The sequence below is a fragment of the Modicisalibacter tunisiensis genome (assembly GCF_020148005.1).
GTDB classification, from domain to species: domain Bacteria; phylum Pseudomonadota; class Gammaproteobacteria; order Pseudomonadales; family Halomonadaceae; genus Modicisalibacter; species Modicisalibacter tunisiensis.
Window position 1 is genome coordinate 10,011 of sequence record NZ_JAGXFD010000001.1, and the last position, 22,948, is coordinate 32,958.

At 67.5% G+C, this 22,948-nt stretch carries 23 protein-coding genes; 8 read left to right on the top strand and 15 right to left on the bottom strand.

All coding sequences use genetic code 11. The annotated features are described in order from the left end of the window. From KGQ91_RS00060 to KGQ91_RS00070, 3 genes are all read right to left on the bottom strand, one after another. Positions 1–274: BCCT family transporter (locus KGQ91_RS00060; protein ID WP_224419931.1), on the bottom strand; the 274-nt coding region annotated here is incomplete at its 3' end. A gap of 63 nt (positions 275–337) precedes the next feature. Further along, the gene (locus tag KGQ91_RS00065; protein WP_224419932.1) at positions 338–1,324 is read right to left on the bottom strand and encodes a dipeptidase; all 987 of its coding nucleotides are present in this window, start codon (positions 1,322–1,324) and stop codon (positions 338–340) included. A gap of 24 nt (positions 1,325–1,348) precedes the next feature. Continuing rightward, on the bottom strand, positions 1,349–2,791 hold the full coding sequence (locus tag KGQ91_RS00070) for an aldehyde dehydrogenase family protein (RefSeq protein WP_224419933.1): 1,443 nt from the start codon (positions 2,789–2,791) through the stop codon (positions 1,349–1,351). A gap of 123 nt (positions 2,792–2,914) precedes the next feature. Here KGQ91_RS00070 and KGQ91_RS00075 point away from each other — a divergent pair, with 123 nt between their 5' ends. After that, entirely contained in the window at positions 2,915–3,793 is an 879-nt protein-coding gene (locus KGQ91_RS00075; protein WP_224416750.1) for a LysR substrate-binding domain-containing protein, read from the top strand. Positions 3,794–3,840: 47 nt separating this feature from the next. Here the strand turns inward: KGQ91_RS00075 and KGQ91_RS00080 are convergent, their stop codons facing one another. From KGQ91_RS00080 to KGQ91_RS00090, 3 genes are all read right to left on the bottom strand, one after another. Further along, positions 3,841–4,140: an addiction module antidote protein gene (locus KGQ91_RS00080; RefSeq protein ID WP_163649517.1), complete on the bottom strand. Its 300-nt coding sequence runs from the start codon at positions 4,138–4,140 to the stop codon at positions 3,841–3,843. Then, positions 4,137–4,436: a type II toxin-antitoxin system RelE/ParE family toxin gene (locus tag KGQ91_RS00085; RefSeq protein ID WP_163649516.1), complete on the bottom strand. Its 300-nt coding sequence runs from the start codon at positions 4,434–4,436 to the stop codon at positions 4,137–4,139. Before KGQ91_RS00085 ends, KGQ91_RS00080 begins: the two co-directional genes overlap by 4 nt. A 144-nt stretch (positions 4,437–4,580) precedes the next feature. Then, a complete protein-coding gene (locus tag KGQ91_RS00090; protein ID WP_224419934.1) occupies positions 4,581–6,308 on the bottom strand; it encodes an SLC13 family permease in 1,728 nt (575 codons plus the stop codon). 208 nt (positions 6,309–6,516) lie between these two features. Between KGQ91_RS00090 and KGQ91_RS00095 the strand changes: the two genes are divergently transcribed. The 7 genes from KGQ91_RS00095 to KGQ91_RS00125 all read left to right on the top strand — a co-directional run bounded on the left by KGQ91_RS00095 (position 6,517) and on the right by KGQ91_RS00125 (position 14,094). After that, positions 6,517–7,272 (top strand): helix-turn-helix domain-containing protein, encoded by a 756-nt coding sequence (locus KGQ91_RS00095; protein ID WP_263478925.1) that lies wholly within the window; start codon positions 6,517–6,519, stop codon positions 7,270–7,272. Further along, a complete protein-coding gene (gene cysD / locus KGQ91_RS00100) occupies positions 7,269–8,171 on the top strand; it encodes a sulfate adenylyltransferase subunit CysD (protein WP_224419935.1) in 903 nt (300 codons plus the stop codon). The genes KGQ91_RS00095 and cysD overlap by 4 nt, the downstream gene beginning before the upstream one ends. A 78-nt stretch (positions 8,172–8,249) precedes the next feature. Next, a complete protein-coding gene (locus tag KGQ91_RS00105) occupies positions 8,250–8,603 on the top strand; it encodes a four helix bundle protein (RefSeq protein WP_163649512.1) in 354 nt (117 codons plus the stop codon). A gap of 100 nt (positions 8,604–8,703) precedes the next feature. Further along, positions 8,704–10,590, top strand: a complete 1,887-nt coding sequence (gene cysN / locus KGQ91_RS00110; protein WP_163649511.1) for a sulfate adenylyltransferase subunit CysN — start codon at positions 8,704–8,706, stop codon at positions 10,588–10,590. A 137-nt stretch (positions 10,591–10,727) separates the two neighbouring features. Further along, positions 10,728–11,501, top strand: coding sequence for a 3'(2'),5'-bisphosphate nucleotidase CysQ (gene cysQ / locus KGQ91_RS00115; protein ID WP_224416747.1), 774 nt, complete (start codon positions 10,728–10,730; stop codon positions 11,499–11,501). 108 nt (positions 11,502–11,609) lie between these two features. After that, a complete protein-coding gene (locus tag KGQ91_RS00120; RefSeq protein ID WP_224416746.1) occupies positions 11,610–12,821 on the top strand; it encodes a glycosyltransferase in 1,212 nt (403 codons plus the stop codon). Then, a complete protein-coding gene (locus KGQ91_RS00125; RefSeq protein ID WP_224416745.1) occupies positions 12,808–14,094 on the top strand; it encodes a PIG-L family deacetylase in 1,287 nt (428 codons plus the stop codon). Before KGQ91_RS00120 ends, KGQ91_RS00125 begins: the two co-directional genes overlap by 14 nt. Here KGQ91_RS00125 and KGQ91_RS00130 read toward each other — a convergent pair. From KGQ91_RS00130 to KGQ91_RS00170, 9 genes are all read right to left on the bottom strand, one after another. After that, positions 14,070–15,422 (bottom strand): O-antigen ligase family protein, encoded by a 1,353-nt coding sequence (locus tag KGQ91_RS00130; RefSeq protein ID WP_224416744.1) that lies wholly within the window; start codon positions 15,420–15,422, stop codon positions 14,070–14,072. The two genes, KGQ91_RS00125 and KGQ91_RS00130, sit on opposite strands and share 25 nt — an antisense overlap. After that, positions 15,398–16,303, bottom strand: coding sequence for a dTDP-4-dehydrorhamnose reductase (gene rfbD, locus KGQ91_RS00135; protein WP_224416743.1), 906 nt, complete (start codon positions 16,301–16,303; stop codon positions 15,398–15,400). The genes KGQ91_RS00130 and rfbD overlap by 25 nt, the downstream gene beginning before the upstream one ends. After that, entirely contained in the window at positions 16,300–16,845 is a 546-nt protein-coding gene (gene rfbC, locus KGQ91_RS00140; protein ID WP_224416742.1) for a dTDP-4-dehydrorhamnose 3,5-epimerase, read from the bottom strand. The genes rfbD and rfbC overlap by 4 nt, the downstream gene beginning before the upstream one ends. Then, entirely contained in the window at positions 16,842–17,729 is an 888-nt protein-coding gene (gene rfbA, locus KGQ91_RS00145; RefSeq protein WP_224416741.1) for a glucose-1-phosphate thymidylyltransferase RfbA, read from the bottom strand. Before rfbA ends, rfbC begins: the two co-directional genes overlap by 4 nt. A gap of 21 nt (positions 17,730–17,750) precedes the next feature. Next, positions 17,751–18,821: a dTDP-glucose 4,6-dehydratase gene (gene rfbB / locus KGQ91_RS00150; RefSeq protein WP_224419936.1), complete on the bottom strand. Its 1,071-nt coding sequence runs from the start codon at positions 18,819–18,821 to the stop codon at positions 17,751–17,753. A gap of 105 nt (positions 18,822–18,926) precedes the next feature. Next, entirely contained in the window at positions 18,927–20,474 is a 1,548-nt protein-coding gene (locus KGQ91_RS00155; protein WP_224416739.1) for a trypsin-like serine protease, read from the bottom strand. A 187-nt stretch (positions 20,475–20,661) separates the two neighbouring features. Then, complete coding sequence (locus KGQ91_RS00160) at positions 20,662–20,868, bottom strand: DUF6447 family protein (protein ID WP_224416738.1); 207 nt, start codon at positions 20,866–20,868, stop codon at positions 20,662–20,664. A 93-nt stretch (positions 20,869–20,961) separates the two neighbouring features. Next, on the bottom strand, positions 20,962–21,750 hold the full coding sequence (locus KGQ91_RS00165; RefSeq protein ID WP_224419937.1) for a SapC family protein: 789 nt from the start codon (positions 21,748–21,750) through the stop codon (positions 20,962–20,964). Positions 21,751–21,955: 205 nt separating this feature from the next. Further along, a complete protein-coding gene (locus KGQ91_RS00170; protein WP_224419938.1) occupies positions 21,956–22,918 on the bottom strand; it encodes an Rpn family recombination-promoting nuclease/putative transposase in 963 nt (320 codons plus the stop codon). Positions 22,919–22,948: the final 30 nt, after the last annotated feature.

Consider the following 22,948-nt stretch of genomic DNA (forward strand, 5'->3'; position numbering starts at 1 on the left):
CGAGATCGCCGATGCGCGCCTTGGCGGCGGGGGTGGCCGCCAGGCCGATGGCGATGAAGAAGGTCAGCAGCAGCAACAGCTGGAAGTAGGCGCCGAGGGTGCGGGCCGTCCAGGCGAAGCCGGCGCCGATCGCATTGGCGACCATATCGACATCGATCAGCGACAGGATGCAGAAGACCAGGATGAACCCGACGGTGAGACTCAGGACCAGCGGGTCCCCCCAGCGGGCGCCGGCCGTGGAGGCCGGCGCGGTGGAGAGCTTGGCGTCAGACATGACATACCCCGTTGTGGTTTGTTGGAAGGGGATGATGCTTCGGGACACTCGGATTCGGGACTCTCAGCGCGGCGTGGCCGCTCGCTCCAGCACGTCCACCCAGTTGCGTCCCATGATGCGCGCTACGGCGGCGTCATCGAAGCCGCGCCGGCGCAGTCCCTCGATCAGCCGCGGGAAGTCGCGGTTGTCGCGCAGCCACGGCAGCGGTCGCGGCCAGCCGGCGTTGGCCTGGCTGCCCTCGCCGTAGTCCATGGTCTTCGACCAGCGGCCGTTGCGCATCCACTCGAGCACCGAGGTCGGCTGCGCCTGGCACAGATCGGTGCCGATGCCGACGTGCTCGATGCCCATCAGGTCGACGGTGCGGGCCACCATGTCGCAGAACATTTCCAGGGTGCAGTCGGCGCCGTCCTTGAGATGAAAGGGGTAGACCGAGAAGCCGAGCAGCCCGCCCGACTCGGCGATCGCCGACAGCACCCGGTCCGACTTGTTGCGCTTGGCGGGATAAAAGCTGCTGGGATTGGCGTGCGAGATGATCACCGGGCGCTCGGAGAGCTCGACCGCTTCCAGGGTCGAGCGCTCGGCGCTGTGCGACATGTCGATCACCATGCCGACGCGGTTCATCTCGCGGATCACCTGGCGCCCGAAGCGGGTGATGCCGCTGTCCTCGGCCTCGTAGCAGCCGCAGGCCAGCAGGCTCTGGTTATTGTAGGTGAGCTGCATGATCAGCAGCCCCAGGTCGCGCATCACCGCGACCATGTCGATGTCGTCCTCGATCGGCGAGCAGTTCTGCGCGCCCAGCAGGATGCCCACCTTGCCGGCCTCGCGGGCGCGCTGGATATCGGCGGGCTCGCGCACCGGCATGATCAGGTCATGATGCGCCTCGAAGCGCCGGTTCCACTCGCCGAAACGCGACAGCGTATCGCGCGTGGTCTCGTGGTACGCCAGGGTGGCGTGGACGGCATCGACGCCGCCCTCGTGCATCTGCTCGAAGATCTCGCGCGACCAGTTGGAATACTGCAGGCCGTCGACGATCAGCATCTCTTGAGACATGACGCGCTCTCCTCGGGCCTTGGCTCAGTGGGCCTTGACGTAGCAGGTCTTGACCACGGTGTAGAACTCGCGTGCGTAGCGCCCCTGCTCGCGCGGGCCGAAGCTGGAGTCCTTGCGACCGCCGAACGGCACGTGATAGTCCGTGCCCGCGGTGGCCAGGTTGACCATCACGCAGCCGGTCTCGGCGCGCGCCTTGAAGTCGCTGGCCAGATGCAGCGAGTCGGTGATGATGCCGGCCGTCAGCCCGTAGCGGGTGTCGTTGAGGGTGGCGAGCGCCTCCTCGTAGTCGCGGACCTTGATCACGCAGGCGATCGGCCCGAAGACCTCCTCGCGATTGATCGCCATGTCGTTGCGGGTATCGACGAACAGCGTCGGCGCCAGGTAGTAGCCCTCGGTCTCGGCGCTCAGGCGCTCGCCGCCGAAGGCCAGCGTCGCGCCGTCGGCCTTGCCCCGCTCGATCCAGGCGAGATTGGACTCGAGCTGGCGGGCATCCACCACCGGACCGATCTGGGTGCCGGCATCCAGCGCATGGCCGACCCGCGCCTCGCGCAGCCGGGCGACCAGCTTCTCGACGAAGGCATCGTGCACCGCCTCGGTGACGATCAGCCGCGACGACGCCGTGCACTTCTGGCCGGTGCCGGAATAGGCCCCGGCGAACGCCGCCTCGACGGCCAGGTCCAGGTCGGCATCGTCGGCGACGATCAGGGCGTTCTTGGAGCCCATCTCGAGCTGGCACTTGACCAGGTTGCCGGCGGTCGCCGCGGCGACCCGGCGCCCCACCTCCAGCGAGCCGGTGAAGCTGACCGCGTCCACCTCGGGGCTGGCGATCAGCGCGTCGCCGACGCTCGAGCCGCTGCCCATCAGCAGGTTGAAGGTGCCCGCCGGCAGCGCCTGACGGCTGATGATCTCGGTCAGCGCCCAGGCGCTGGCCGGCACCAGGTTGGCCGGCTTGAAGATCACGGCGTTGCCGAACGCCAGTGCCGGCGCGATCTTCCACACCGCGGTGGCCATGGGGAAGTTCCACGGGCTGATGATGCCCACCACGCCGACCGGCTCGCGCCGGGTGTCGATCTCGATGCCCGGGCGCACGGAGGCCACCCGCTCGTCGATCTGGCGCAGCACCTCGGCGGCGTAGTAGTGGAAGAACTGGCCGGAGCGATAGACCTCGCCGGCGCCCTCGGCCAGCGGCTTGCCCTCCTCGCGGGACAGCAGGCGGCCCAGCTCGTCCTTGCGCGCGATCAGCTCGTCGCCGATCGCCATCAGTATGCGGTAGCGGGTCTCGAGCTCGCTGGCGGCCCATTCGCGGGCACCGCGCCGGGCAGCCTGGATCGCCTGCCCCACCTGCTCGACGCTCGCCTGGGCGAACTCGCCGATCACGTCCGAGGTATCGGAAGGGCTGGTGTTGGTCAGGCGCGTGGCGCCCTCGACCCAGGCACCATCGATATAGAGGGAATGAACGTCCGACATGGTCACCTCCTGGAAAACATGCCGTCATCCTAGGCGAGCCATACGGATAAGGATAATCAATAATAAATATAAAATGGTAAGATAGTCTTATCATCAGGAAGGGCAACCTGCCCGGAGATTCCCATGCTCCCCGAGCTCAAGATCCAACCTCTGCGCTATGTGGTGGCCGTCGTCGACGAGGGCGGCTTTCATGCCGCCGCCCGCCGGCTTCACCGCAGCCAGCCGGCGCTGTCGATGGCCATCAAGGAACTCGAACAGCGCCTCGGCGAGCCCCTGTTCGAGAAGGCCGGCAAGTCACGGCTCACCCCGTTCGGCGCCTACTGTGTGCCCCGCTTCCGCGAGCTGCTGACCCAGCACGACCGGCTGAGCCGCGACATCGTCAGCCGGGTCGAGCGCCGCGCCGGTCATGTCGACATCGCCGCCGTGCCCTCGGTGGCCAGCCGCCTGATGCCCGCCCTGCTCGCCGACTTCGCCGCCGCCCATCCCGGCCTGCACATCAGCCTGCACGACGGCAACGCCGACTTCGTTCGCGAACTGGTCAGCCGCGGCGAGGTCGACCTAGCCCTGACCAGCCTGTGGCAGCACGACGAACGCCTGTCGTTCGCGCCGCTGATGCACGATGCCGTGGGCGTGGTCTGCCGCGACGATCACCGCCTTGCCGGGCGCGAGACCCTGAACTGGCAGGAGCTGCAGGGCGAGCGCCTGATCCGCAACGGCACCTCGCGTCTGCTCGAGGGCACCGAGGCCGCGCCGCTGCTCGAGCAGAGCGCCTTCTTCATCTCCAACATGATCTCGCTGACCGCCATGCTCGACGCCGGCATCGGCGTGACCACCCTGCCCCGGCTCGCCTTCCCGGAGGAGCACCGCCACCTGTGCTTCATCCCACTGAGCGAGCCCCGGGTCGAGCGCGAGATCGGCCTGCTGCAACCGGCCCGGCGCAGCCTGTCGCCGGCGGCGCAGGCCATGGCCGAACTGATTTTCGAGAGATTGTTAAAATCTTGACTGATCGCGCATCCAAGGCAGGACAACCAGTCCACCCACTCCTGGCATCACGCCGCGGGCTCTTCGTGTCGACGTGCCGTCAAGTCCACGCCCAACGCACGCATCACCGCAAGCATGGTTTTCAGAGTTGGATTGCCTTGCTCACTGAATGAACGATAAAGCTGCTCACGGGAGAGGCCGGTTTCACGGGCTAATTCCGTCATGCCCTTGGCACGGGCCACTACGCCCATGGCCTTCGCGACGTAAGCGGAATCACCGGTTTCCAGCGCATCGGCGAGAAACACGGCAATGGCTTCTTCACTCTCCAGGGCCGCTGCTGGATCGTAGTCGTAAATCTTGTCGCTCATGACGCCTCCCACTCTGCTGCCAGACGCTGCGCGGTGGCGACATCTCCCTGCTGGGTGCTTTTATCGCCGCCGCACAGGAGGAGGATAATCTCGTCGCCACGCTGCTTGAAGTAGACACGATACCCAGGACCATGGTGAATACGTAGCTCGCTAACACCTTGACCCACGGGCTTCACGTCGCCCGCCAACCCATTGGCCAACCGAAAGACACGGGCCGCGATCAGTGCCTTGGCACGCTGATCACGAAGCTTGCGCTCCCACTTTCGGTAGACATCCGTCTGTTTGATCTCAAGCATGACCAAATAGTAGTTTTTAAACGACAAAAGCGCAAGACAATGCGCCCAGACGCTGACATGCCGCGATCACACCGCCCAGCGTTCACACAGCTCGCAGGTATGCCGCTGTCAAAGGCCATCGATATAGTCCTGCCCAATGTGATATCAGAACGGAAACACCCAGGGCGTCAGCACCAGCACCGCGACGGAATAGGTCAGACTGACCGGCAACCCGATGCGCAGGAAATCCTTGAGGCTATAGCGCCCGGGAGAGTAGACCATCAAGTGGGTCTGATAACCGTAAGGGATGAGAAAGCAGGCACTGGCCCCGTAGGCGACCACCATGATGAACGGCATGGGATCGGCGCCGAAGGCCTGCGCGGTGGACCAGGCCACCGGAAACGCCAGCGCGGCGGCGGCATTGTTGGTTACCGTCTCGGTAAGCACCAAGGCCAGCAAATAACAGCCGACAAGGGCCGCATAGGGGCCATGGCCATCGAAAACAGCCTGCATCCCCTGCGCCATCAAGCCGGCGGCGCCCGAGTGTTCCAGCGCCTGGGCGATCGCCAGCGCCGAGCCGATGATCAACCACAACTCGAACGGAAAACGCCGCCGCAGCTCCGCGGGGCTGAGTACACTCCCCACGAGCAGCGCCCCCAGCAACAGGAGAAGCCCCTGGAAAAGCGACAACACTCCCCACGTCGCCAGGGCGATCACCGTCGCGAAGCCGGCCAGGGTCAGGCCACTCTCGAGGCGGTTGAGTCGTGGCCGCGTGAGGCTGCCACTGAGCAAATGAAAGTTGCGGTCGAGGTTGCGATGCTGGCGGAAGTCGCTACCCACCGCCATCAGCAGGCAATCGCCGACACGCAGGGGAATCTTGCCCAACTGCCCCTCCAGCCGCTTTCCACCCCGACGAATCCCCACCACCCCGGCATTGAACATGCTGCGGAAATCGACCTCCTGCAGCGTGCGACCCGCCAATTCGGACTCGTGGGAAATCACTACCTCCACGAGATTGGTCGCCAGCAGATCGTCCGCCTGATGGCCGAACAGCCGCAACCCGGGAAAGCGCTGCAACGCCTGCACCTTGCCGACCTCCCCCGTGAATACCAGCGTATCGCCGGCCTGGAGCACCTCTTCGGGACCTACCGGGCTGATCAGGCGCCCATGGCGCTCGATCTCCAGCAGATATAACCCTTCGAGACTGCGCAGCCCGTTGGCCTCGATGCTACGACCGACCATCTCGGAGCCCGGGTGAAGGTCGGCCGCCAGAAAGTAGGAGAGCGCATCGGCGGCCGCCTCGGGCTGATGGTGCGGCAACCGCCGTGACTGCCACAGCAGTACAAGGAAGGTTATCAAGGCCACCGGCAACCCGACCCAGCTGAACTGGAACATGCTCAGCTCGAACCCGGCCGTGCTCATCGCGAAGGAGCTCACCACGAGGTTGGTGGAGGTACCGACCAGGGTCGTCATTCCGCCCAGGATCGATGCATAGGACAACGGAATCAGCAGCCTCGAGGGGGCGATCTGGCGCTGGCGCGAAATCGCTCCCAGAAAGGTGGCCACTACCGCCGTATTGTTGAGAAAGGCTGAGAGTACCGCGCTGGTACCCATGACCTTGAACGTCGCCCGTCCCGGATGGCCATCGACCAGACGATTCGACACCCGCTCCAGCAAGGGTGAACGCTCCAGCGCCAACGACACCAGCAACAGCAGCAACAAGGTGGCCAGGGCCGGGTTGGTGTATTGGCGCAACAATGTGGCCGTGTCCACCAGCCCCATCAGCAGGTAGGCCACGGCCAGGCTCACGAAGCCCACCGCCGGACGCACACGCCCGGAAATCAGTAACACCAGCAGACCGGCCAGAGACAGCAAAACCACCCACGTCGTCATCAGGGCATCCTTGATGGCTGAAATCACGCTTGAGCGATTCTACGTAGGCTTTTATGATTAGTCGAACAAGGCGAACTTTAAATTTGCTTATTTTCCATATTTTTTGTTTATTTTCAGATAGTTAAAAACCATATTGACCACTAAACATTTATCGCCCGAAATCATCAGCGAACGCCGCCTCCAGGCCGTGCGCCTGCGGCTCGACGGTATGACCGTCGCCGAGACGGCACGCCGTACCGGGCTTTCGCCGCCCACCGTGTCCGCCGCCTGGAAAGCCTTCCGGGAAGGCGGCTGGGAGGCCGTCCCGGTGCGCCCCCGCGGGCGGCCCACCGGCCAGGGGGCCACGCTCGGCGATACGCAACGTCGGCACCTGGAGCGATGGCTCGCCGAGTGGCCATCAGACGATCAGCCGGGCTGGAGCGCGCGCACCCTGGCCCAGGCACTGGGCGGTAACACGGGAGCTTCAAGCGCCGCCTCGCCGCGAGCCGTCGAACATTGGCTGGCCCAGCAGGACCTCAAGCCGGCACCGCTGGACCTCGCCGGCCTGGAACGCCGTCGCTCCCCGGCGGGCCGCTGGTATCGTCAGCAGGTACTACCGGCAGTCGATAACCGTGATAGCCACCTATGGCAGGCGGGCGCCCGGGTATGCGCCGCAACACCGGGCCACCCGCGCCGCTACCAGCTCTTCGCCCACGGCAAGCGGGACACGCTGTATACCCGCTGCTTCACGGCGCCACCCCGGGCCGACGATTATCTGCAGCTCTTCACCCGCCTGAAGGCCGAAGGCTGCCGGGCCATGCTCTTTCGGGGTGCCGACCTCACGGCCAGTCCGGAGATTCAGACCTGGCTGCGCGAGCACCCGGACTTGCTACTCATCATCGCTCCACCCGACGTATTGACTGCCACTTCGGCAGCCAAGCGGCGTGGCGCCTCTTCACACTCACGCCCCATGGAACGCCAATGACGACGCTCACTCACCTGCAACGGCTCGAGGCCGAGAGCATTCAGATCATGCGCGAGGTGGTCGCCGAGACCGACAACCCCGTGATGCTCTACTCCGTCGGCAAGGACAGCGCCGTGATGCTGCACCTGGCGCGCAAGGCCTTCGCCCCCGGGCCACCGCCCTTCCCGCTGCTGCACGTGGACACCCGCTGGAAGTTCCGCGCCATGTACGCGTTCCGCGACCAGGTGGCCAGGGAAACCGGCATGGAACTGCTGGTGCACATCAACCCCGAAGGCATCGAGAAGGACATCAACCCCTTCACGCATGGCTCGGCGATCCACACCGACGTGATGAAGACCGAAGGGCTCAAGCAGGCACTCGACCAGTACGGCTTCGATGCCGCCTTCGGCGGCGCCCGGCGCGACGAGGAGAAATCCCGCGCCAAGGAACGCATCTTCTCCTTCCGCACCGCCCAGCACCGCTGGGACCCGAAGAATCAGCGCCCGGAACTGTGGAAGCTCTACAACACCCGCCGCCACAAGGGCGAGTCGATCCGGGTCTTCCCGCTCTCCAACTGGACCGAGCTGGACATCTGGCAGTACATCTACCTGCAGGACATCCCCATCGTGCCGCTCTACTACGCCGCCGAACGCCCGGTGGTGGAACGCGATGGCACGCTGATCATGGTCGACGACGAGCGCATGCCGCTGGAACCCGGCGAGGTGCCGATGATGCGCAAGGTGCGCTTTCGCACCCTGGGCTGCTACCCGCTGACCGGCGCCATCGAGTCCGAGGCCGACACCCTGCCGGCGATCATTCAGGAAATGCTGCTGACCCGCACCTCGGAGCGTCAGGGTCGCGTGATCGACCACGACAGCGCCGCCTCGATGGAGAAGAAGAAGGCTGAAGGGTACTTCTAGGCTGCGGGCTGCGGGCTGCGGGCTGCGGGCTGCGGGCTGCGGGCTGCGGGCTGCGGGCTGCGGGCAACAGGAGAGTCTATGCGATATGAACAGATGGAAGTCTGGCAACGCAGCAAGCAGCTGAGCGCTGCGGTCTACCGCGAGCTCAAGGAGCTACGTGATTTTGGCTTCAAGGATCAGATCACGCGTTCGGCACTGTCGATTCCCAGCAATATCGCCGAAGGCTTCGAGCGTTACAGCGAGCGAGAAAAATTTCGCTTTGCCTCCATTGCCAAGGGCTCCTGCGGCGAGTTCGCGACCCAGACACTGATCGGTATCGAAGTCGGCTACATCCCTGAGCCAGTGGGCCAGCACTGGCGCAGCGAAGCCATGGTGATTTCTCGAATGCTCGGTTCGCTGCTCAAGGCTCTTGCTGCACGACCACGGAACTAGCCATCAAACATGCAGGGTGGGCTCGAAGCGCGATGCCCGGAGCTCGCAGCGCTCGTGCTCTACCACCCCGGGGAGAAAAACTGTGTCACACGCATCACCGATGATATCGGAAAACATCGAGAGCTACCTGAAAGAGCACGAGCATAAAGGCCTGCTACGCTTCATCACCTGCGGCAGCGTGGATGACGGCAAGAGCACGCTGATCGGCCGGCTGCTGTTCGAGTCCAAGCTGTTGTTCGAGGACCAGCTGGCCGCCATCGAGGCGGACTCGAAGAAGTACGGCACCCAGGGCAGCGAGATGGACTTCGCCCTGCTGGTCGACGGCCTGGCCGCCGAGCGCGAACAGGGCATCACCATCGACGTGGCATACCGTTTCTTCTCCACCGACAAGCGCAAGTTCATCGTCGCCGACACCCCGGGGCACGAGCAGTACACGCGCAACATGGTCACCGGCGCCTCCACCGCCGATGCCGCCATCCTGATGGTCGACGCCCGCTACGGCATCCTGACCCAGACCCGCCGCCACAGCTTCCTGATGTCGCTGATCGGCATCCGCCACCTCGTGGTGGCCATCAACAAGATGGACCTGGTGGACTACGCCCGGGAGCGCTTCGAGGCCATCGTCGAGGAATACCGTGAGTTCGCCCGGCAGCTGGGCCTGACCGACATCACCTTCATCCCCATGTCGGCGCTCAAGGGCGACAACGTCATCGAACACGGCCATCACATGCCGTGGTATCACGGCCCGACCCTGATGGCCTATCTGGAAACCGTCGCGGTCGACGACCAGCGCCACCAGCAGGCGCCGTTCCGCCTGCCGGTCCAGTGGGTCAACCGCCCCGACCTGGACTTCCGCGGCTTTGCCGGCCACATCGCCAGCGGCCGCGTGCGCCCCGGCGATGCCATCCGCGTGCAGCCCTCCGGCAAGGCCAGCACGGTCTCGCGCATCTACACCTTCGACGGCGATCTGGACGAGGCCGTGGCCGGCCAGTCCGTCACCCTGCTGCTCGACGACGAGATCGACATCTCGCGCGGCGACGTGATTTCCGGCGCGGACTCGCCGGCCCAGACCGCCGACCAGTTCGAGACCACGCTGGTCTGGATGCACGAGCAGCCGCTGCTGCCCGGGCGCCCCTATCAGATGAAGCTCGGCACCCAGACCGTCACGGCGACCGTGAGCGACATCAAGTACCAGATCAACGTCAACACCCTGGAACACGCGGCCGCCAAGCAGCTGGAGCTCAACGGCATCGCCGTCTGCACGCTGAGCCTGTCGCGCCCGGTGGCCTTCGACCCCTACCGGGAGGTACCGGATACCGGCGGCTTCATCCTCATCGACCGCATGACCCACAACACCGTCGGTGCCGGCATGCTGCACTTCGCCCTGCGGCGCAGCCAGAACATTCACCGCCAGCCGGTGGATGTCGACAAGCCGGCCCGGGCGCTGGCCAAGGGCCAGAAGCCGGCCGTGCTGTGGTTCACCGGGCTCTCGGGGGCCGGCAAGTCGACCATCGCCAACCTCGTCGAAAAGAAGCTGCACGCCGGCGGCCGGCATACCTACCTGCTGGACGGCGACAACGTGCGTCACGGCCTCAACCGCGACCTCGGTTTCACCAATGCCGACCGCGTGGAGAACATCCGCCGCGTCGGCGAAGTGGCCCGGCTGATGGTGGATGCCGGGCTGATCGTGCTGACCGCCTTCATCTCGCCCTTCCGCAGCGAGCGCCAGATGGCGAGCGACCTGGTCGAGGCCGACGAGTTCCTCGAGATCTTCATCGACACGCCGCTGGACGTCGCCGAGGACCGCGATCCCAAGGGGCTGTACAGGAAGGCCCGGCGCGGCGAGCTGAAGAACTTCACCGGCATCGACTCCGCCTACGAGGCCCCGGAGGCGCCCGACCTGCACATCCGCACCACCGAGATGAGCAGCGACGAGGCCGCCGAGACCATCATCGAACTGCTGCGCGAGCGGCGGCTGATCGACTGAAGCGGCGAGCCACGAGCTTCGGGCCACGAGCCGCTTGGTGGCCGAAGCCCGAAGCCCGAAGCCCGAAGCCCGAAGCCCGAAGCCCGAAGCCCGAAGCCCGAAGCCCGAAGCCCGAAGCCCAGAGGATACCCTGACCGATGGATCTTGCCGATCTGCTGAACCACGCCGAACGCATCGCCCTCGATGCCGGCCGCGCCATCATGGCCGTCTACGCCCGCGGATTCACCGTCGAGGAGAAGGACGACCAGAGCCCGCTGACCGAAGCCGACCAGGCCGCCCACGACCTCATCGTCGCCGGCCTCGAGGCCCTGCCCGATGACATTCCCGTGCTGTCCGAGGAGGACGTCGAGGGCTTTCCCGGCAGCGATTCCCGGGGGCGCTACTGGCTGGTGGACCCGCTGGACGGCACCAGGGAGTTCATCAAGCGCAACGGCGAGTTTACCGTCAACATCGCGCTGATCGAGCAGGGCCGCCCGGTGCTCGGCGTGGTGGTGGCCCCCGCGCTCGGCGTCAGCTACCTGGCGGCCGCGGGCGTCGGCGCCTTCAAGGTGAGTCAGGACGGCGAGCGCCGGGCCATTCGTGTTTCGGGTGCCCCGGCACCAGGCACCCCGTGGCGCGTGGTGGGCAGCCGCTCGCACCCGAGCGCCGAGACGACCGCCTGGCTGGACAGGCTCGGCCCGCACGAGATGGTGGCGATGGGCAGTTCGCTGAAGCTCTGCCTGGTCGCCGAAGGCGCCGCCGACGTCTACCCGCGGCTGGGTCCTACCTGCCTGTGGGATACCGGCGCCGCCCAGGCGGTGGTCGAGCAGGCCGGCGGCCGCGTGGAAACCCTGCAGGGCGAACCGCTGCGCTACGCGAATCCCGAAGAAACGCACAACCCCCACTTCGTGGTGTGGGGCAACGGGGGATGATGCGCCCGGTTGTGGGGCCGGAGGCGTTCACGCTACCCTTTCGCTCCCGGCATTCCCGGTGCAAAACCTCAGGCATCGTCATTTCATGACCTCGGCAGCCCCTGAACCATGACGCTTCCCCGCGACGCCGGAAGGCGCGTTCTCATCATCGTGCGCCGGCTCAACATGGGCGGCATCCAGAAGGCCTCGCTGAGCCTGGCCAGCGGTCTGCTGGCCGGCGGCCACGAGGTTCACCTGCTGGTGCTCAAGGGCACCCCGGAGCTGACGGTGCCCGACGGCGTGCACCTGCACTGCGTCGACTTCGAACGCGCCGCGCGACGCACCCCGGCCGGCCTGGCCCGGCACCTGGCCTCGCGCGTGCTGCTCAAGCCGCTGCTGCCGGGCTCCGGTTTCGTGTGGACCGGGCGCACGGTCAGCCGCGGCTTCCGGCATCACCTGGCGGAACTGGAGGCCACACACGGTGCCTTCGACCTGATCGTCATCCGCGGCCAGGGCGCCTTCGAGCTGCTCTGGGACGTTCGGGACCCGCGCTGCTGGCAGGTGGTGGAAGGCCCGGTGTCCGGCCCCGGGAAAAGCCCGCTGGCCGGCTGGCTGTATCGCAAGCTCTATGCCGGCAAGCGCGTGATCAGCGTCTCCGAGGGCATCGGCGCCATGCTCGACGCCACGCTCGCGCGCCACGGGGTCGCCCCGGCTCAGCGGCGGACCCTCACCAACCCCGTGCCGCTGGGACGCATCCGCGAACTGGCGCAGGCGCCGTTGCCGGACGCACCGCCGACCCCCTACCTGATCCACGTCGGCCGGCTGTCCTCGGTCAAGAACCAGGCGCTGCTGCTCCGGGCGTTCGCCGCGGCCGACCTGCCGCTGTCGCTGGTCATCATCGGCGACGGCGACCGGCGTCAGTCATTGACCCGGCTTTGCGAGACCCTCGGCATCGCCGAACGCGTGCATTTTCTCGGCCAGCAGACCAACCCCTACCCGTGGGTCGCCCGGGCGCAGGCCTTCGTGCTCAGCTCGCGCATGGAGGGGCTGGGGCTGGTGCTGATCGAGGCACTGGCGCTGGGCACGCAGTGCGTCGCCACCGATGTGCCGGGCGGCATCCGCGAGGTGCTGACCGGCGAGCAGGCCCGGCTGATCGCCGAGCCCAGCGTCGAGGGGCTGGCCGAGAAGCTCCGCGAGGCCTGGACGCACCCGGTGACGGTGGACCCGGCCTGGGCGGAACGCTTCGACGAGCCCCGGGTCGCCGAGGCCTTTCTCGGCCTGCTCGACGATGCCCGCCTCGAGGATCCCGCCGACGACGACCCCGCCCATGCGCCGGCGTGACGACGCCTACCCGTTCGAGGCCGACCACCGCGTCGAGGTCGGCCTGGCGGCCGACGGCACCCTGACGTTGCCGGCCGGGCTCCCCGACACCCCCGCCGAGTGGAGCTGGCTGCTGGAGGTCGACTACCGGCCGCGCCGGAGTCTGCGCCAGCCCCGGGTCACGATCGCCTCCTCGGCGGGTCAGGCCGTCACGCAGTATCTGGAGCGCAAGGTGCAAGGGCGCCGCTGGCTCAACCTGACCGGCATCACGACCTGGGACGCGCTGCGCGTGATCGCCGCCCACTGCCGGCTCGGCGAGCGCGCCGTGCTGCACGGCTTCGCCCGGCCCGACCTGAGCCGGGGGCCGGTGCTGTTCGTCGCGCCGCATCCGGACGACGCCGAACTCGCCGGTTACGGCCTCTATCGACGCCTGGCCGAGCACACCTGGATCGTCACCCTCAGCGCCGGCGAGACCCTCAAGCGCCTCGATCGGCAGTACATCGCCGGGCTGGACACCTCGCTGGCCGCGGCCCGTCGGCGCAAGGGCTGGATCCGCGCCTGGAACAGCGCCACCACCCCGCAGCTGGCCGGCATCCCCCAGGAACGCCTGGTCATGCTGGGCTACTTCAACGACACGCTCGACCGCCTGGCCGATCCCGGACGCGCGGCAGTCCCGGCGAATGAAGACACGCTCTCCCCGCGAGACTTTCGCCACTGGAACCGGCTGGCCCTGCCCGGCGACGCCGAGGCGACCAACCACGGCGACCAGCTGCTGGCCGACCTCGCCTTCCTGGTCGAGCACATCCGGCCCGCCACGGTGGTGGTAACCCACCCGGAAGTCGACCCTCACCGGGACCACATCGCGGCGGCCCGGGCCATCGCCCGGGCGCTGCAGCACACCGGCCACACCCCGCAACGGGTACTGCTCTACGCCAACCACCTGCGCGGCCACAGGGGCTTTCCGCTCGGGCCGGCACACGCCGGCGCCACCCTCTGGCCCCACACCGGCACCCACTCGGCACTGGGTCGCTGGCGCTTCCACGGCGAGGCGCTCTCCCCGGAACTTCAGCGCGAGAAGGCCCTGAGCCTGGATACCATGCACGATCTGCGTGGCCGCCCGGGAGCCATGAAACGCCTGAAGCGTCGTTGGCGGGAAACCCTCGCCGGCACACGTGGCCCCCGCTACGGCGGACACGACTACTTTCGCAGCCATGTCCGCGCACAGGAGGTATTCATCGAGGTGACCGGAGAGGCGTTCGTGAGCGGGCTTCAGGCGGCGCCGCGCGAACCGTAGCGCCAGCGCCAGTAGTGTGTCACCAGGCCGCCGACGACCAGGTTGTGCACATAGACCCCGGTCCAGAAGGAATCGTAGGACTCGAACTGGTTGACGATCACCCAGTAGACGAAGAAGGCCGCGCCGAACAGTGCGACATCGCCGGGCATGGCGCCGCCGCGCCAGGCCAGCCAGGTGCCGCGACCGATCCACGCCGCCAGGGCGGCGATGACCGCCACGCCCAGCAGGCCGTAGGCCACCCAGACTTCAATGAAGAAGTTGTGCAGGTGGCCGAAGTCGGCCTTGACGAAGTCCGGCAGCCACGGCGTGTGGTCGATCACCAGGCTGCGCCCCTCGCCGCCCCAGCCGACCAGCGGGCGCTCGGCGATCCACTGCAGGGCGGCCACCCAGCTGTGAATGCGGATGCCGATGCTGGTATAGGGCACCTGCTCCAGATTCCCCTGCATCAGCTGCGTGATCACCCCGGACTCGGTGGTGACCCGCTCGGCCAGGGTATCGCCGAACAGCGCCACGGCCAGGCCGACCAGCAGCACGCCGGCGCCCAGGGTCAACAGCAACGGCCGACGCAGGGAACGGCCGGCCCCGTAACGGCGCACCACCGCCAGCGCCACCAGCCCCGCCAGCGGCAGCGACACGGCCAGCGCCAGCCAGACGGCGCGGGTCTGGCCGATGGCGACGCCGGTCAGGCACATCGCCAGCACCAGCCCCCACAACCCGACCCGCCACGCCACCCAGGTGCCCCGTGGGCGCATGACGCGGCGTGCGAAGACCACCCAGCCCAGCAGCGCCACGCCGAACAGCATGGAACCGTGCTGATTGTTGCGGATGCCGAAACCGATGCGCTGGCCCTGCAGACCCTGCCACCACTCCTGCGGGCCGCCGAGCACCAGCGTGGCGGCCAGAAACCCCGCCAGCGCCAGCGCCCAGAGCCACAGAGTGTTGCGCGTGCTGCCACCCAGCCACCAGGCCACGGCGATGAAGATGAACAGCTTGGCCAGCCGGTCCACCTCCGGATTGCGCGTCACCCACTGCGGGTGATGGAAATAGCCCAGCGTCCAGGACAGCACCTGCACGCCGATCGCGGCCAGCAGCAGCCACAGTGCCGCGGAGCGGCGCATGGCACCGCCATAAGTCAAGACGGCGATCAACCCCAGCGCCGCGGTCAGCGTGCCGGCATCGCCGCCCACGTCGCTCCACAGCACGCCCAGGGCTGCGTAGAGGACCAGCGAGAGGCATCCGGCGATCCACAAGCCGCGAGGACAGCGCCAGGCCGTCGGGGCTTCCCAGCCCGGGCAGCCCCCCATCACGGCATCAACGCCCGCAGGCAACTGCGCAACGCGTCCTGCCAGGGCGGCAGCGCCACCCCGAAGGTCTCGCGCAGCGAGGTCGTGTCCAGTCGTGAATTGCCGGGCCGGGGTGCCGGCTGCGGATACTCGCGGGAAGCGATCGCCTCGACGCTCGGGCGGCGGTCGGCCTCCAGCAGCCCCAGCGCCACCGCCTCCTCGAAGATCGCCTCGGCGAAGCCGTGCCAGCTGGTCGCGCCTGCCGCAGTCAGATGATGGGTACCCGCCATGGCCGGCGACCAGTTCTCACGCCGCCAGGCGTGCAGGGCCAGCGCCGTCACGTCGGCGATGGTGGCCGCCCAGGTGGGTGCACCGACCTGATCGTCGATGACGCGCAGCTGATCGCGCTCGGCGGCCAGACGCAGCATGGTCCTGACGAAATTGTGCCCGTGGGCGGCATACACCCAGCTGGTGCGCAGCACCAGCGCCCGGGCACCGGCGGCGGCGATGGCGTCCTCGCCCTCGCGCTTGGTCTGGCCGTAGACCGAGCGCGGCGCGGTCGCGTCCTCCGGGCGATAGGGCGTCTCGCCCTCCCCGGCGAAGACGTAATCCGTGGAGTAGTGCACCAGGGGAATGGCCCGCTCGGCACAGGCCGTCGCCAGCTCCGCCACCGCCTCGGCGTTGATGCGCCGGGCCAGCGCCGGCTCGCTCTCGGCGCGATCCACGGCGGTGTAGGCCGCCGCGTTGACCACCACGGCCGGTGCGTATCGCGCCACCGCCGCGGCCACCGCCCCCGGCTCGGACAGGTCGCATTCGCGGCGGCCCAGAGCCGCGCCGCGGCCGAACGGCTGCAGGGCACGTTCCAGCTCGCGCCCCACCTGGCCGTTCGCCCCCAGGATCAGGTAATCCGGCGTCGTCTCGCTCATGCGAAGACCTCCGCCTCGCCAAAGGCCGCCCCGGCCAGATCCTTGTCGGACAGCGTCAGGTCGGGAACCACCGGCCAGTCGATGCCCAGCTCGGGGTCGTCGTAGCGGATGCAGCGCTCCGAGGCCGGGTGGTAGTAGTCGGTGGTCTTGTAGAGGAAGTCGGCGCTCTCGGAGAGCACCACGAAGCCATGCCCGAAGCCCTCCGGCACCCACAGCTGGCGGTGGTTGTCGGCGGAGAGTTCCACCCCGACCCAGCGGCCGAAGTTGGGCGAGGAACGGCGCAGGTCGACGGCGACATCGTAGACGCGACCGTGGGTCACCCGCACCAGCTTGCCCTGGGGCTGCTCGAGCTGATAGTGCAAGCCGCGCAGCACACCCCGGCGGGAGCGGGAATGGTTGTCCTGCACGAAGTCGCGCTCGCAGCCGGTGGCCGCTTCGAAGGCGCGCCGGTTGAAGCTTTCCATGAAGAAGCCACGGGAATCGCCGAACACCTTCGGCTCCAGGATCATGACCTCGGGTAGATCGGTGGCGATCGCCTTCATGCCGGCCCTCCCTTCTCGTCGAGCAGGCGCTGCAGGAACTTGCCGTAGCCGCTCTTGGCCAGCGGCTCGGCCAGCGCCAGCAGCTGTTCGTCGTCGATCCAGCCGTGGCGCCAGGCGATTTCCTCGGGGCAGCACGCCTTCAAGCCCTGGCGATGCTCGATGGTGGCGATGAAGTTGGACGCCTCCATCAGCGACTCGTGGGTGCCGGTGTCCAGCCAGGCGAAGCCGCGGCCCATGATCTCGACATTGAGATCGCCGCGCTCGAGATACAGCCGGTTGATGTCGGTGATCTCCAGCTCGCCGCGGGCCGAGGGTTCGAGCGACTTGGCCATCGCGACCACATCGGCGTCGTAGAAGTACAGCCCGGTCACCGCGAACGGCGATTTCGGCTCGGCGGGCTTTTCCTCCAGCGAGGTGGCGCGCCCCTCGGCGTCGAAGTCCACCACCCCGTAGCGCTCCGGATCGTGAACGTGGTAGGCGAACACGCTGGCGCCCTGCTCGCGGATCATGGCGCTTTGCAGCAGTGGCTGGAAATCATGGCCGTAGAAGATGTTGTCACCCAGCACCAGACAGCTCGGCGCGCCGTCGAGGAAGTCCTCGGCGATGATGAACGCCTGGGCCAGCCCGTCCGGCGAAGGCTGCACCGCATAGCTCAACGAGATGCCCCAGTGGCTGCCGTCGCCCAGCAGGTGCTGGAAGCGCGGCGTGTCCTGGGGGGTGGAGATGATCAGAATTTCGTCGATGCCCGCCAGCATCAGTGTGGCCAGCGGATAGTAGATCATCGGCTTGTCGTAGACCGGCAGCAGCTGCTTGGAAATCGACAGCGTTACCGGATGCAGCCGTGTGCCGGACCCGCCGGCGAGAATAATGCCCTTGCGCTTCATGGCGTCTGTTCCTGACTCGTTTCAATCCATTCCGTAATGGTGGGAGGTCCACTCGCGGTAGGCACCGCTGGTCACGCCTTCCACCCAGGCGTCGTTGTCCAGGTACCACTGTACCGTCTTGCGCAGCCCGGACTCGAACGTCTCGCGCGGGCGCCAGCCCAGCTCGCGCTCGATCTTGCCGGCGTCGATGGCATAGCGCAGGTCGTGCCCCGGCCGATCCTTCACGTAGGTGATCAGGTCCGCGTAGCGCGCCACGCCGTCGGGATGCGCGGGGGCGAGCTCCTCGAGCAGCGCGCAGATGCGCTCGACCACCTCGAGATTGCGATGCTCGTTGTGGCCGCCGATGTTGTAGGTCTCGCCCACCGTGCCGGACTCGAGCACCGTGACCAGCGCCCGGGCGTGGTCCTCCACGTACAGCCAGTCGCGCACCTGGCTGCCGTCGCCGTAGACCGGCAGCGGCTTGCCCGCGCGGGCGTTGAGGATGATCAGCGGAATCAGCTTCTCGGGGAAGTGGCAGGGGCCGTAGTTGTTGGAGCAGTTGGTGACCAGCACCGGCAGGCCGAAGGTGCGGTGCCAGGCGCGCACCAGATGGTCCGAGCCGGCCTTGCTGGCCGAATAGGGCGAGCTCGGCGCATAGGGCGTGTCCTCGGTGAACAGCCCCTCCGGCCCCTCGAGGTCGCCGTAGACCTCGTCGGTGGAGACGTGGTGAAAGCGAAACGCCGCGCGCCGCTCGGCCGGCAGGGTCTCGCAGTAGCTGCGCGCCACCTCGAGCAGCACCCCGGTCCCCACCAGATTGGTCTGGATGAAGTCCGCCGGGCCGTGGATGGAGCGGTCGACATGGGACTCCGCCGCCAGGTGCATCACCGCATCGGGCGCGTGGCGGTCGAACACCGCGCGCAGGGCGTCGGCGTCGCCGATGTCGACCTGCTCGAAGGCATAGCGATCGCTCTGCGCGGCCTCGCCCAGCGAGGCCAGGTTCCCGGCGTAGGTCAACTTGTCCACGTTGACCACGGCGTGGTCGGTGTCGGCGATCAGGTGGCGAATCACCGCCGACCCGATGAAGCCGGCGCCCCCTGTTACCAGAATCTTCATGACGGCGTCCGTTGCTGTGAAAAAACCGCTCTAGTCTACGGACAAGGCCAACCCGAGGAAAGGCGAGGCATACCCGCTGGCGTCAAGGTTTCCCGCACTCGATGCTCACCCCCACAGCCCCTCATCGGCAGGCACGATCACCCGCCCTTCCGAGTAACCGTATTGCAGGTAATGGCCCAGCGGCTCGACCCCCGCCGCGGCCACATCCGGGTTGTCGGCGAGATAGGCGCGGCTGTCGAACCAGGCAGACGGCATGCGCCCCTCCTTCCACCCCCAGGTCAGATAGTGCTGGTAGGCGCTGTCCAGGTCGCCGCGCTGGATCGCCGCGTCGACATCCGGATTGGCCGCGCGATAGCCAGGCTCGTCGAACAGGGCGTTGGGATTGCGCCCCTCGCCGGCGCCGTACTGCCGATAGTGCGCGAGAGGGCCGATCACCCCCGCCGCCGCCGCCGCGGCCACATCGGGGTTGGCTTCGAGATAGAGCCCCGCGTCGAAGGGCATCGATGAGGCCGAATCCAGCTCGGGCGGGCTCGCCGGCACCACGCGATCGTCGAAGCGCAGCAGCTCGATGTTCTCCAGCGTATCCCGACTGCCATCCGCCTCGGTCACGACCAGCGTGCCATCCGAACGATGCGCCAGCTCGACGCTGTCGAAGGCCATGTCCAGGCGCACGATATCGACGCCCCCGCCGCCGTCCAGGTGATCGTCGCCCGCCCCGCCGGTCAGCCGGTCGTTGCCGTCACCGCCGACCAGCGTGTCGTCGCCCGGGCCGCCCGTCACCCGCTCGCCGGTCCCGCCGAGCGCCGGCGCCTCCGGCGCGCTCGCGGTCAGTGAACTGCCCACTGTCGCCAGGGTGGCGTCGATCCAGTCCTGGTAATGGCTCACCCGCTGCCAGGCGGCCAACTCGCCGAAACTGCCATCGACCCCGAGGGTGCTGTCCAGCAGCTGCCCCCGGCCATCGGCCAGGTGCGTCAGGTAGCTGGCCACGCCCGCCACCCGGCCGTCGATGAAGGCCGGCCCGCCGCTGTCGCCGGGGGCGATCACTCCCTCGGTCGTCCCCAGGCCGGTATCGCTCTGGCCCAGCAGGCGGCCGAGGGTATCGTAGCGCGCCTCACCGCTGTCGAAGTCGGCGATCAGCTGCGACCCCGGCGGCGAGTCCCAGCCACCGCCATTCAGCCGTGAGCTGACCTCGCTGCCGGTCGCGTCCAGGGTATTCTCGACCCGCGAGCGCTGCGCGCCGGCCGGGCCGGAATAGCCCCACTGCCCCAGCCCCGTGGCGCCGTAACCGACCAGCGTGGCGACATGGCCCAGCTCGTCCGCCCCCCGGTACAGCGCATAGCGCGGAATCGCATCCGGCACCGGGTTGTCCAGCCACAGCAGGGCCAGGTCATTGCCGAACGCGCCGGGGTCGTAGCCCGGGTGTACCCAGCGCGTCTCGGCCGTCGCCCAGTAGCGCCCGCCGAGGCCGTCGAAGGCGACCCGGACGGGGTCGGTGGCACCCTCGACCACATGCGCGGCGGTGAGCACCGCCCGTCCGTCGGCCAGCAGGGTGCCCGAGCCCAGCACATCGCCGACGCGCACCTCGCCGACGCCATCGTAGCCGTCGCTGGGACGGGACACATAACGCTCGTTGTAGCGGGTGACTGTAGGCATGGCATCTCTCCGACGGCCGGCTCGCGGCCCTGGTGGCGGCGTGATGCCGCAAGGTGGGTTGTATCGCCCGTGGCGACGGCGTCGCGCCCCGGCAAGCCCCCGACACACATCGGGCCGCCCCGGGGGGCGGCCCGTCAGCCCGAGAGCGCCGCCCCGTACCGGACGGCACGGGGCGGGCGGCCCGGCGTCAGTGCTTGGCCGGCAGCTCCGACTTCAGCGCATTGGCGTAGGCGGTACGCGCCGTCTGGGCGATGGCCAGCTGCTGCTGCAGACGGGCGATCTCCTGATCGGTCACGCGCAGGTTGACCACCTGGTTGCGCGCATTCTCGGACAGCTCGGCCAGGTTGTAGTCGGCGCCGTCGATGGAGATGGTCTGGTCCTGGGTATCCGCCATGGCGTGATTGCTCCTCATGAAAGAATGAAAGACGTAGGGTCGCTCGGCGATGATAAGCGTTTACTGAACAAAATCGAAGAACCCCCGGCCCGCTCAGTCCCCGAAATCGAACGTCAGCTCGTCGTCGTCCTCGCCGAAGAACGACGCTACCGGTTCGCGAGGCGCCTGCTGTGCCTGCAGCTGCTGGTGAAAGCGGGCGCGCTCGGTAAGCTGGCCGAGCTGGCCCATCGAGAACAGTTGGGCATAGGCCAGCGGCAGTGCACCGTGGGCGCGCAGGGCGGCGAAGGCCTCGGCCTCGAGCGCATTCAGGGCTTTTTCGTTGATGCGGTACAGCCCCTGCACCTCGAGCGGCGCCTGGTCGTCGCCGCGCCCGACCTGCAGCGGCCAGGGCTCGATCAGGCCGCTGTCGCCCAGCGACCGTGCGGCCGCCCGGGTCACCTGACGATTGCGCTCGCACTGCTGCAGAAAGGCGAGCGTGCGGTCGACCGTTTCGCTCAGCTCGCCATCATCGTTGAACAGCGGCTCGCCGTCCTCGTCGGGCGCCTGCAGATGCGCCTGATCCACGCACAGCACCTGCTGCCCGTCCTCGGTGGCGGCCAGCGTGAAGGGGTAGCCGCGCAGCCCGGCCGGCACGTAACCGCCCAGCCAGCGCCCGTCGGGATGCACGTAGAGGTTGTGGCGGCCGTCCAGCCCCAGCAGGGCTACCGGCTGGTAGCTTTCTTCCTGCTTGATGAAGCCCAGCGCATGCTGCGCCAGCAGCTTGTTCAGCTCCGCCAGCAGGATCGGCACCACCGGCTGCTCGGCGGCGAAGCCGTAGCCGTGGCGGGGCAGGTATCGATACTCGCCATGTTGCGTGCGAGAAAGCGCGGTCCATTTCGCCATCAGGGACTCCATCAGCGCGTAAGGGATTGGAAAACGGACACCGATTGTACCAGCCACATTCCGAGCCCCGGCGCCTCTTTTCGCCGCCCGGGCCGCCATACGCACCGACTTTACCGGCAACACAAAAAACAATGAGAGATAAAGCAGCCACCGAGAGCCTTGCCGCCTTACCGGGAATGAAGCGGAAACAGGGGAAAGTCGAGGTTCAGTGCCTGTCCTGGGTACGCAGGGCATGCACCTCGGCCAGCGCGAGGCCGGTCGCCGCCGCGATCTGCTCGTCCGTCAGCACACCCAGCCGGATGAGGTTGCGGGCCGTCTGTCGCTTCGTCTTCTCGGCGCCGAGTTGCTCGCCTTCCTGACGCCCTTCCTGACGCCCTTCCTGACGCTCCCTCTTCGCCCAGTTCTCCAGATTCTCTGCCAGCATGTCTCTATCCTCCACCAGGCTGTTGAGCCGCTCCAGGTCGACGCCGGCCCCCAGCCATTGCAAATGACGCTTCAACCAGCGGGTGATGATGGCATCCGTGCGTTCCTTGTGGGGATCGGCCTGGATGATCGCCACGATCCGGTCGACGGCCTGCTGCAGGGCCTCGCGGCTCGCGGATGCGTTCTCGATGCGGAATACGCCGCTCAGCGGGGTCTGGCGCCGGTCCAGTTCCTCGGCAGTATAGCGCCCTTCGTCGATCAGATAGTAACGCAGGTGCGGCTGATAGACCCGCAGGAAGGCCGGCGGTTCCGGTTGCACCATGTCGTAGATGTCCTGCTGTGCGGTCCAGCGCTCCGCGCCGTTGTAGAGCACGATGGGCAGCACCGGCGGCAGGCCCTGGCCGGGGGTGACCACCTTCTGCTTGAGCAGCTCGCTGTAGAAGCAGGCCACGTAGTGCATCAGCCGGATCGGCATGGTGCGATCCACCGACGACTGGAACTCGAGCAGGATGTACAGGAAGACCCGCTGGGTGATGCCCTGCCAGGTGACCTCCACCGACCACACCACGTCCTCGAACTTCTCCTCGAACAGCGGCGTGATGTAGTTGCCGCTGTGGTTCTTGAGGGTGGTGAAATCCATCAGGCCGGCGATCTCGCCGGGTGCGAAGCCCTCGATCAGCTGCTGGACGAACTCGGGGTGGCTGAACAGCTCCTTGTAGCCGGTGTCGTGGTGGTTGGTGGCCATGCGCCCTCCTGTCGCGGGCTTCGCAATCTA

Coding starts and splice junctions, on each gene's coding strand:
- KGQ91_RS00170 (WP_224419938.1), bottom strand. CDS start 22,918: ATGGCCACCAACCACCACGACACCGGCTACAAGGAGCTGTTCAGCCAC.
- KGQ91_RS00080 (WP_163649517.1), bottom strand. CDS start 4,140: ATGAGCGACAAGATTTACGACTACGATCCAGCAGCGGCCCTGGAGAGT.
- KGQ91_RS00125 (WP_224416745.1), top strand. CDS start 12,808: ATGCGCCGGCGTGACGACGCCTACCCGTTCGAGGCCGACCACCGCGTC.
- KGQ91_RS00075 (WP_224416750.1), top strand. CDS start 2,915: ATGCTCCCCGAGCTCAAGATCCAACCTCTGCGCTATGTGGTGGCCGTC.
- rfbD (WP_224416743.1), bottom strand. CDS start 16,303: ATGAGCGAGACGACGCCGGATTACCTGATCCTGGGGGCGAACGGCCAG.
- cysN (WP_163649511.1), top strand. CDS start 8,704: ATGATATCGGAAAACATCGAGAGCTACCTGAAAGAGCACGAGCATAAA.
- rfbB (WP_224419936.1), bottom strand. CDS start 18,821: ATGAAGATTCTGGTAACAGGGGGCGCCGGCTTCATCGGGTCGGCGGTG.
- KGQ91_RS00155 (WP_224416739.1), bottom strand. CDS start 20,474: ATGCCTACAGTCACCCGCTACAACGAGCGTTATGTGTCCCGTCCCAGC.
- KGQ91_RS00165 (WP_224419937.1), bottom strand. CDS start 21,750: ATGGCGAAATGGACCGCGCTTTCTCGCACGCAACATGGCGAGTATCGA.
- KGQ91_RS00120 (WP_224416746.1), top strand. CDS start 11,610: ATGACGCTTCCCCGCGACGCCGGAAGGCGCGTTCTCATCATCGTGCGC.
- cysD (WP_224419935.1), top strand. CDS start 7,269: ATGACGACGCTCACTCACCTGCAACGGCTCGAGGCCGAGAGCATTCAG.
- KGQ91_RS00090 (WP_224419934.1), bottom strand. CDS start 6,308: ATGACGACGTGGGTGGTTTTGCTGTCTCTGGCCGGTCTGCTGGTGTTA.
- KGQ91_RS00065 (WP_224419932.1), bottom strand. CDS start 1,324: ATGTCTCAAGAGATGCTGATCGTCGACGGCCTGCAGTATTCCAACTGG.
- KGQ91_RS00070 (WP_224419933.1), bottom strand. CDS start 2,791: ATGTCGGACGTTCATTCCCTCTATATCGATGGTGCCTGGGTCGAGGGC.
- KGQ91_RS00095 (WP_263478925.1), top strand. CDS start 6,517: ATGACCGTCGCCGAGACGGCACGCCGTACCGGGCTTTCGCCGCCCACC.
- KGQ91_RS00160 (WP_224416738.1), bottom strand. CDS start 20,868: ATGGCGGATACCCAGGACCAGACCATCTCCATCGACGGCGCCGACTAC.
- rfbC (WP_224416742.1), bottom strand. CDS start 16,845: ATGAAGGCGATCGCCACCGATCTACCCGAGGTCATGATCCTGGAGCCG.
- cysQ (WP_224416747.1), top strand. CDS start 10,728: ATGGATCTTGCCGATCTGCTGAACCACGCCGAACGCATCGCCCTCGAT.
- KGQ91_RS00105 (WP_163649512.1), top strand. CDS start 8,250: ATGCGATATGAACAGATGGAAGTCTGGCAACGCAGCAAGCAGCTGAGC.
- rfbA (WP_224416741.1), bottom strand. CDS start 17,729: ATGAAGCGCAAGGGCATTATTCTCGCCGGCGGGTCCGGCACACGGCTG.
- KGQ91_RS00085 (WP_163649516.1), bottom strand. CDS start 4,436: ATGCTTGAGATCAAACAGACGGATGTCTACCGAAAGTGGGAGCGCAAG.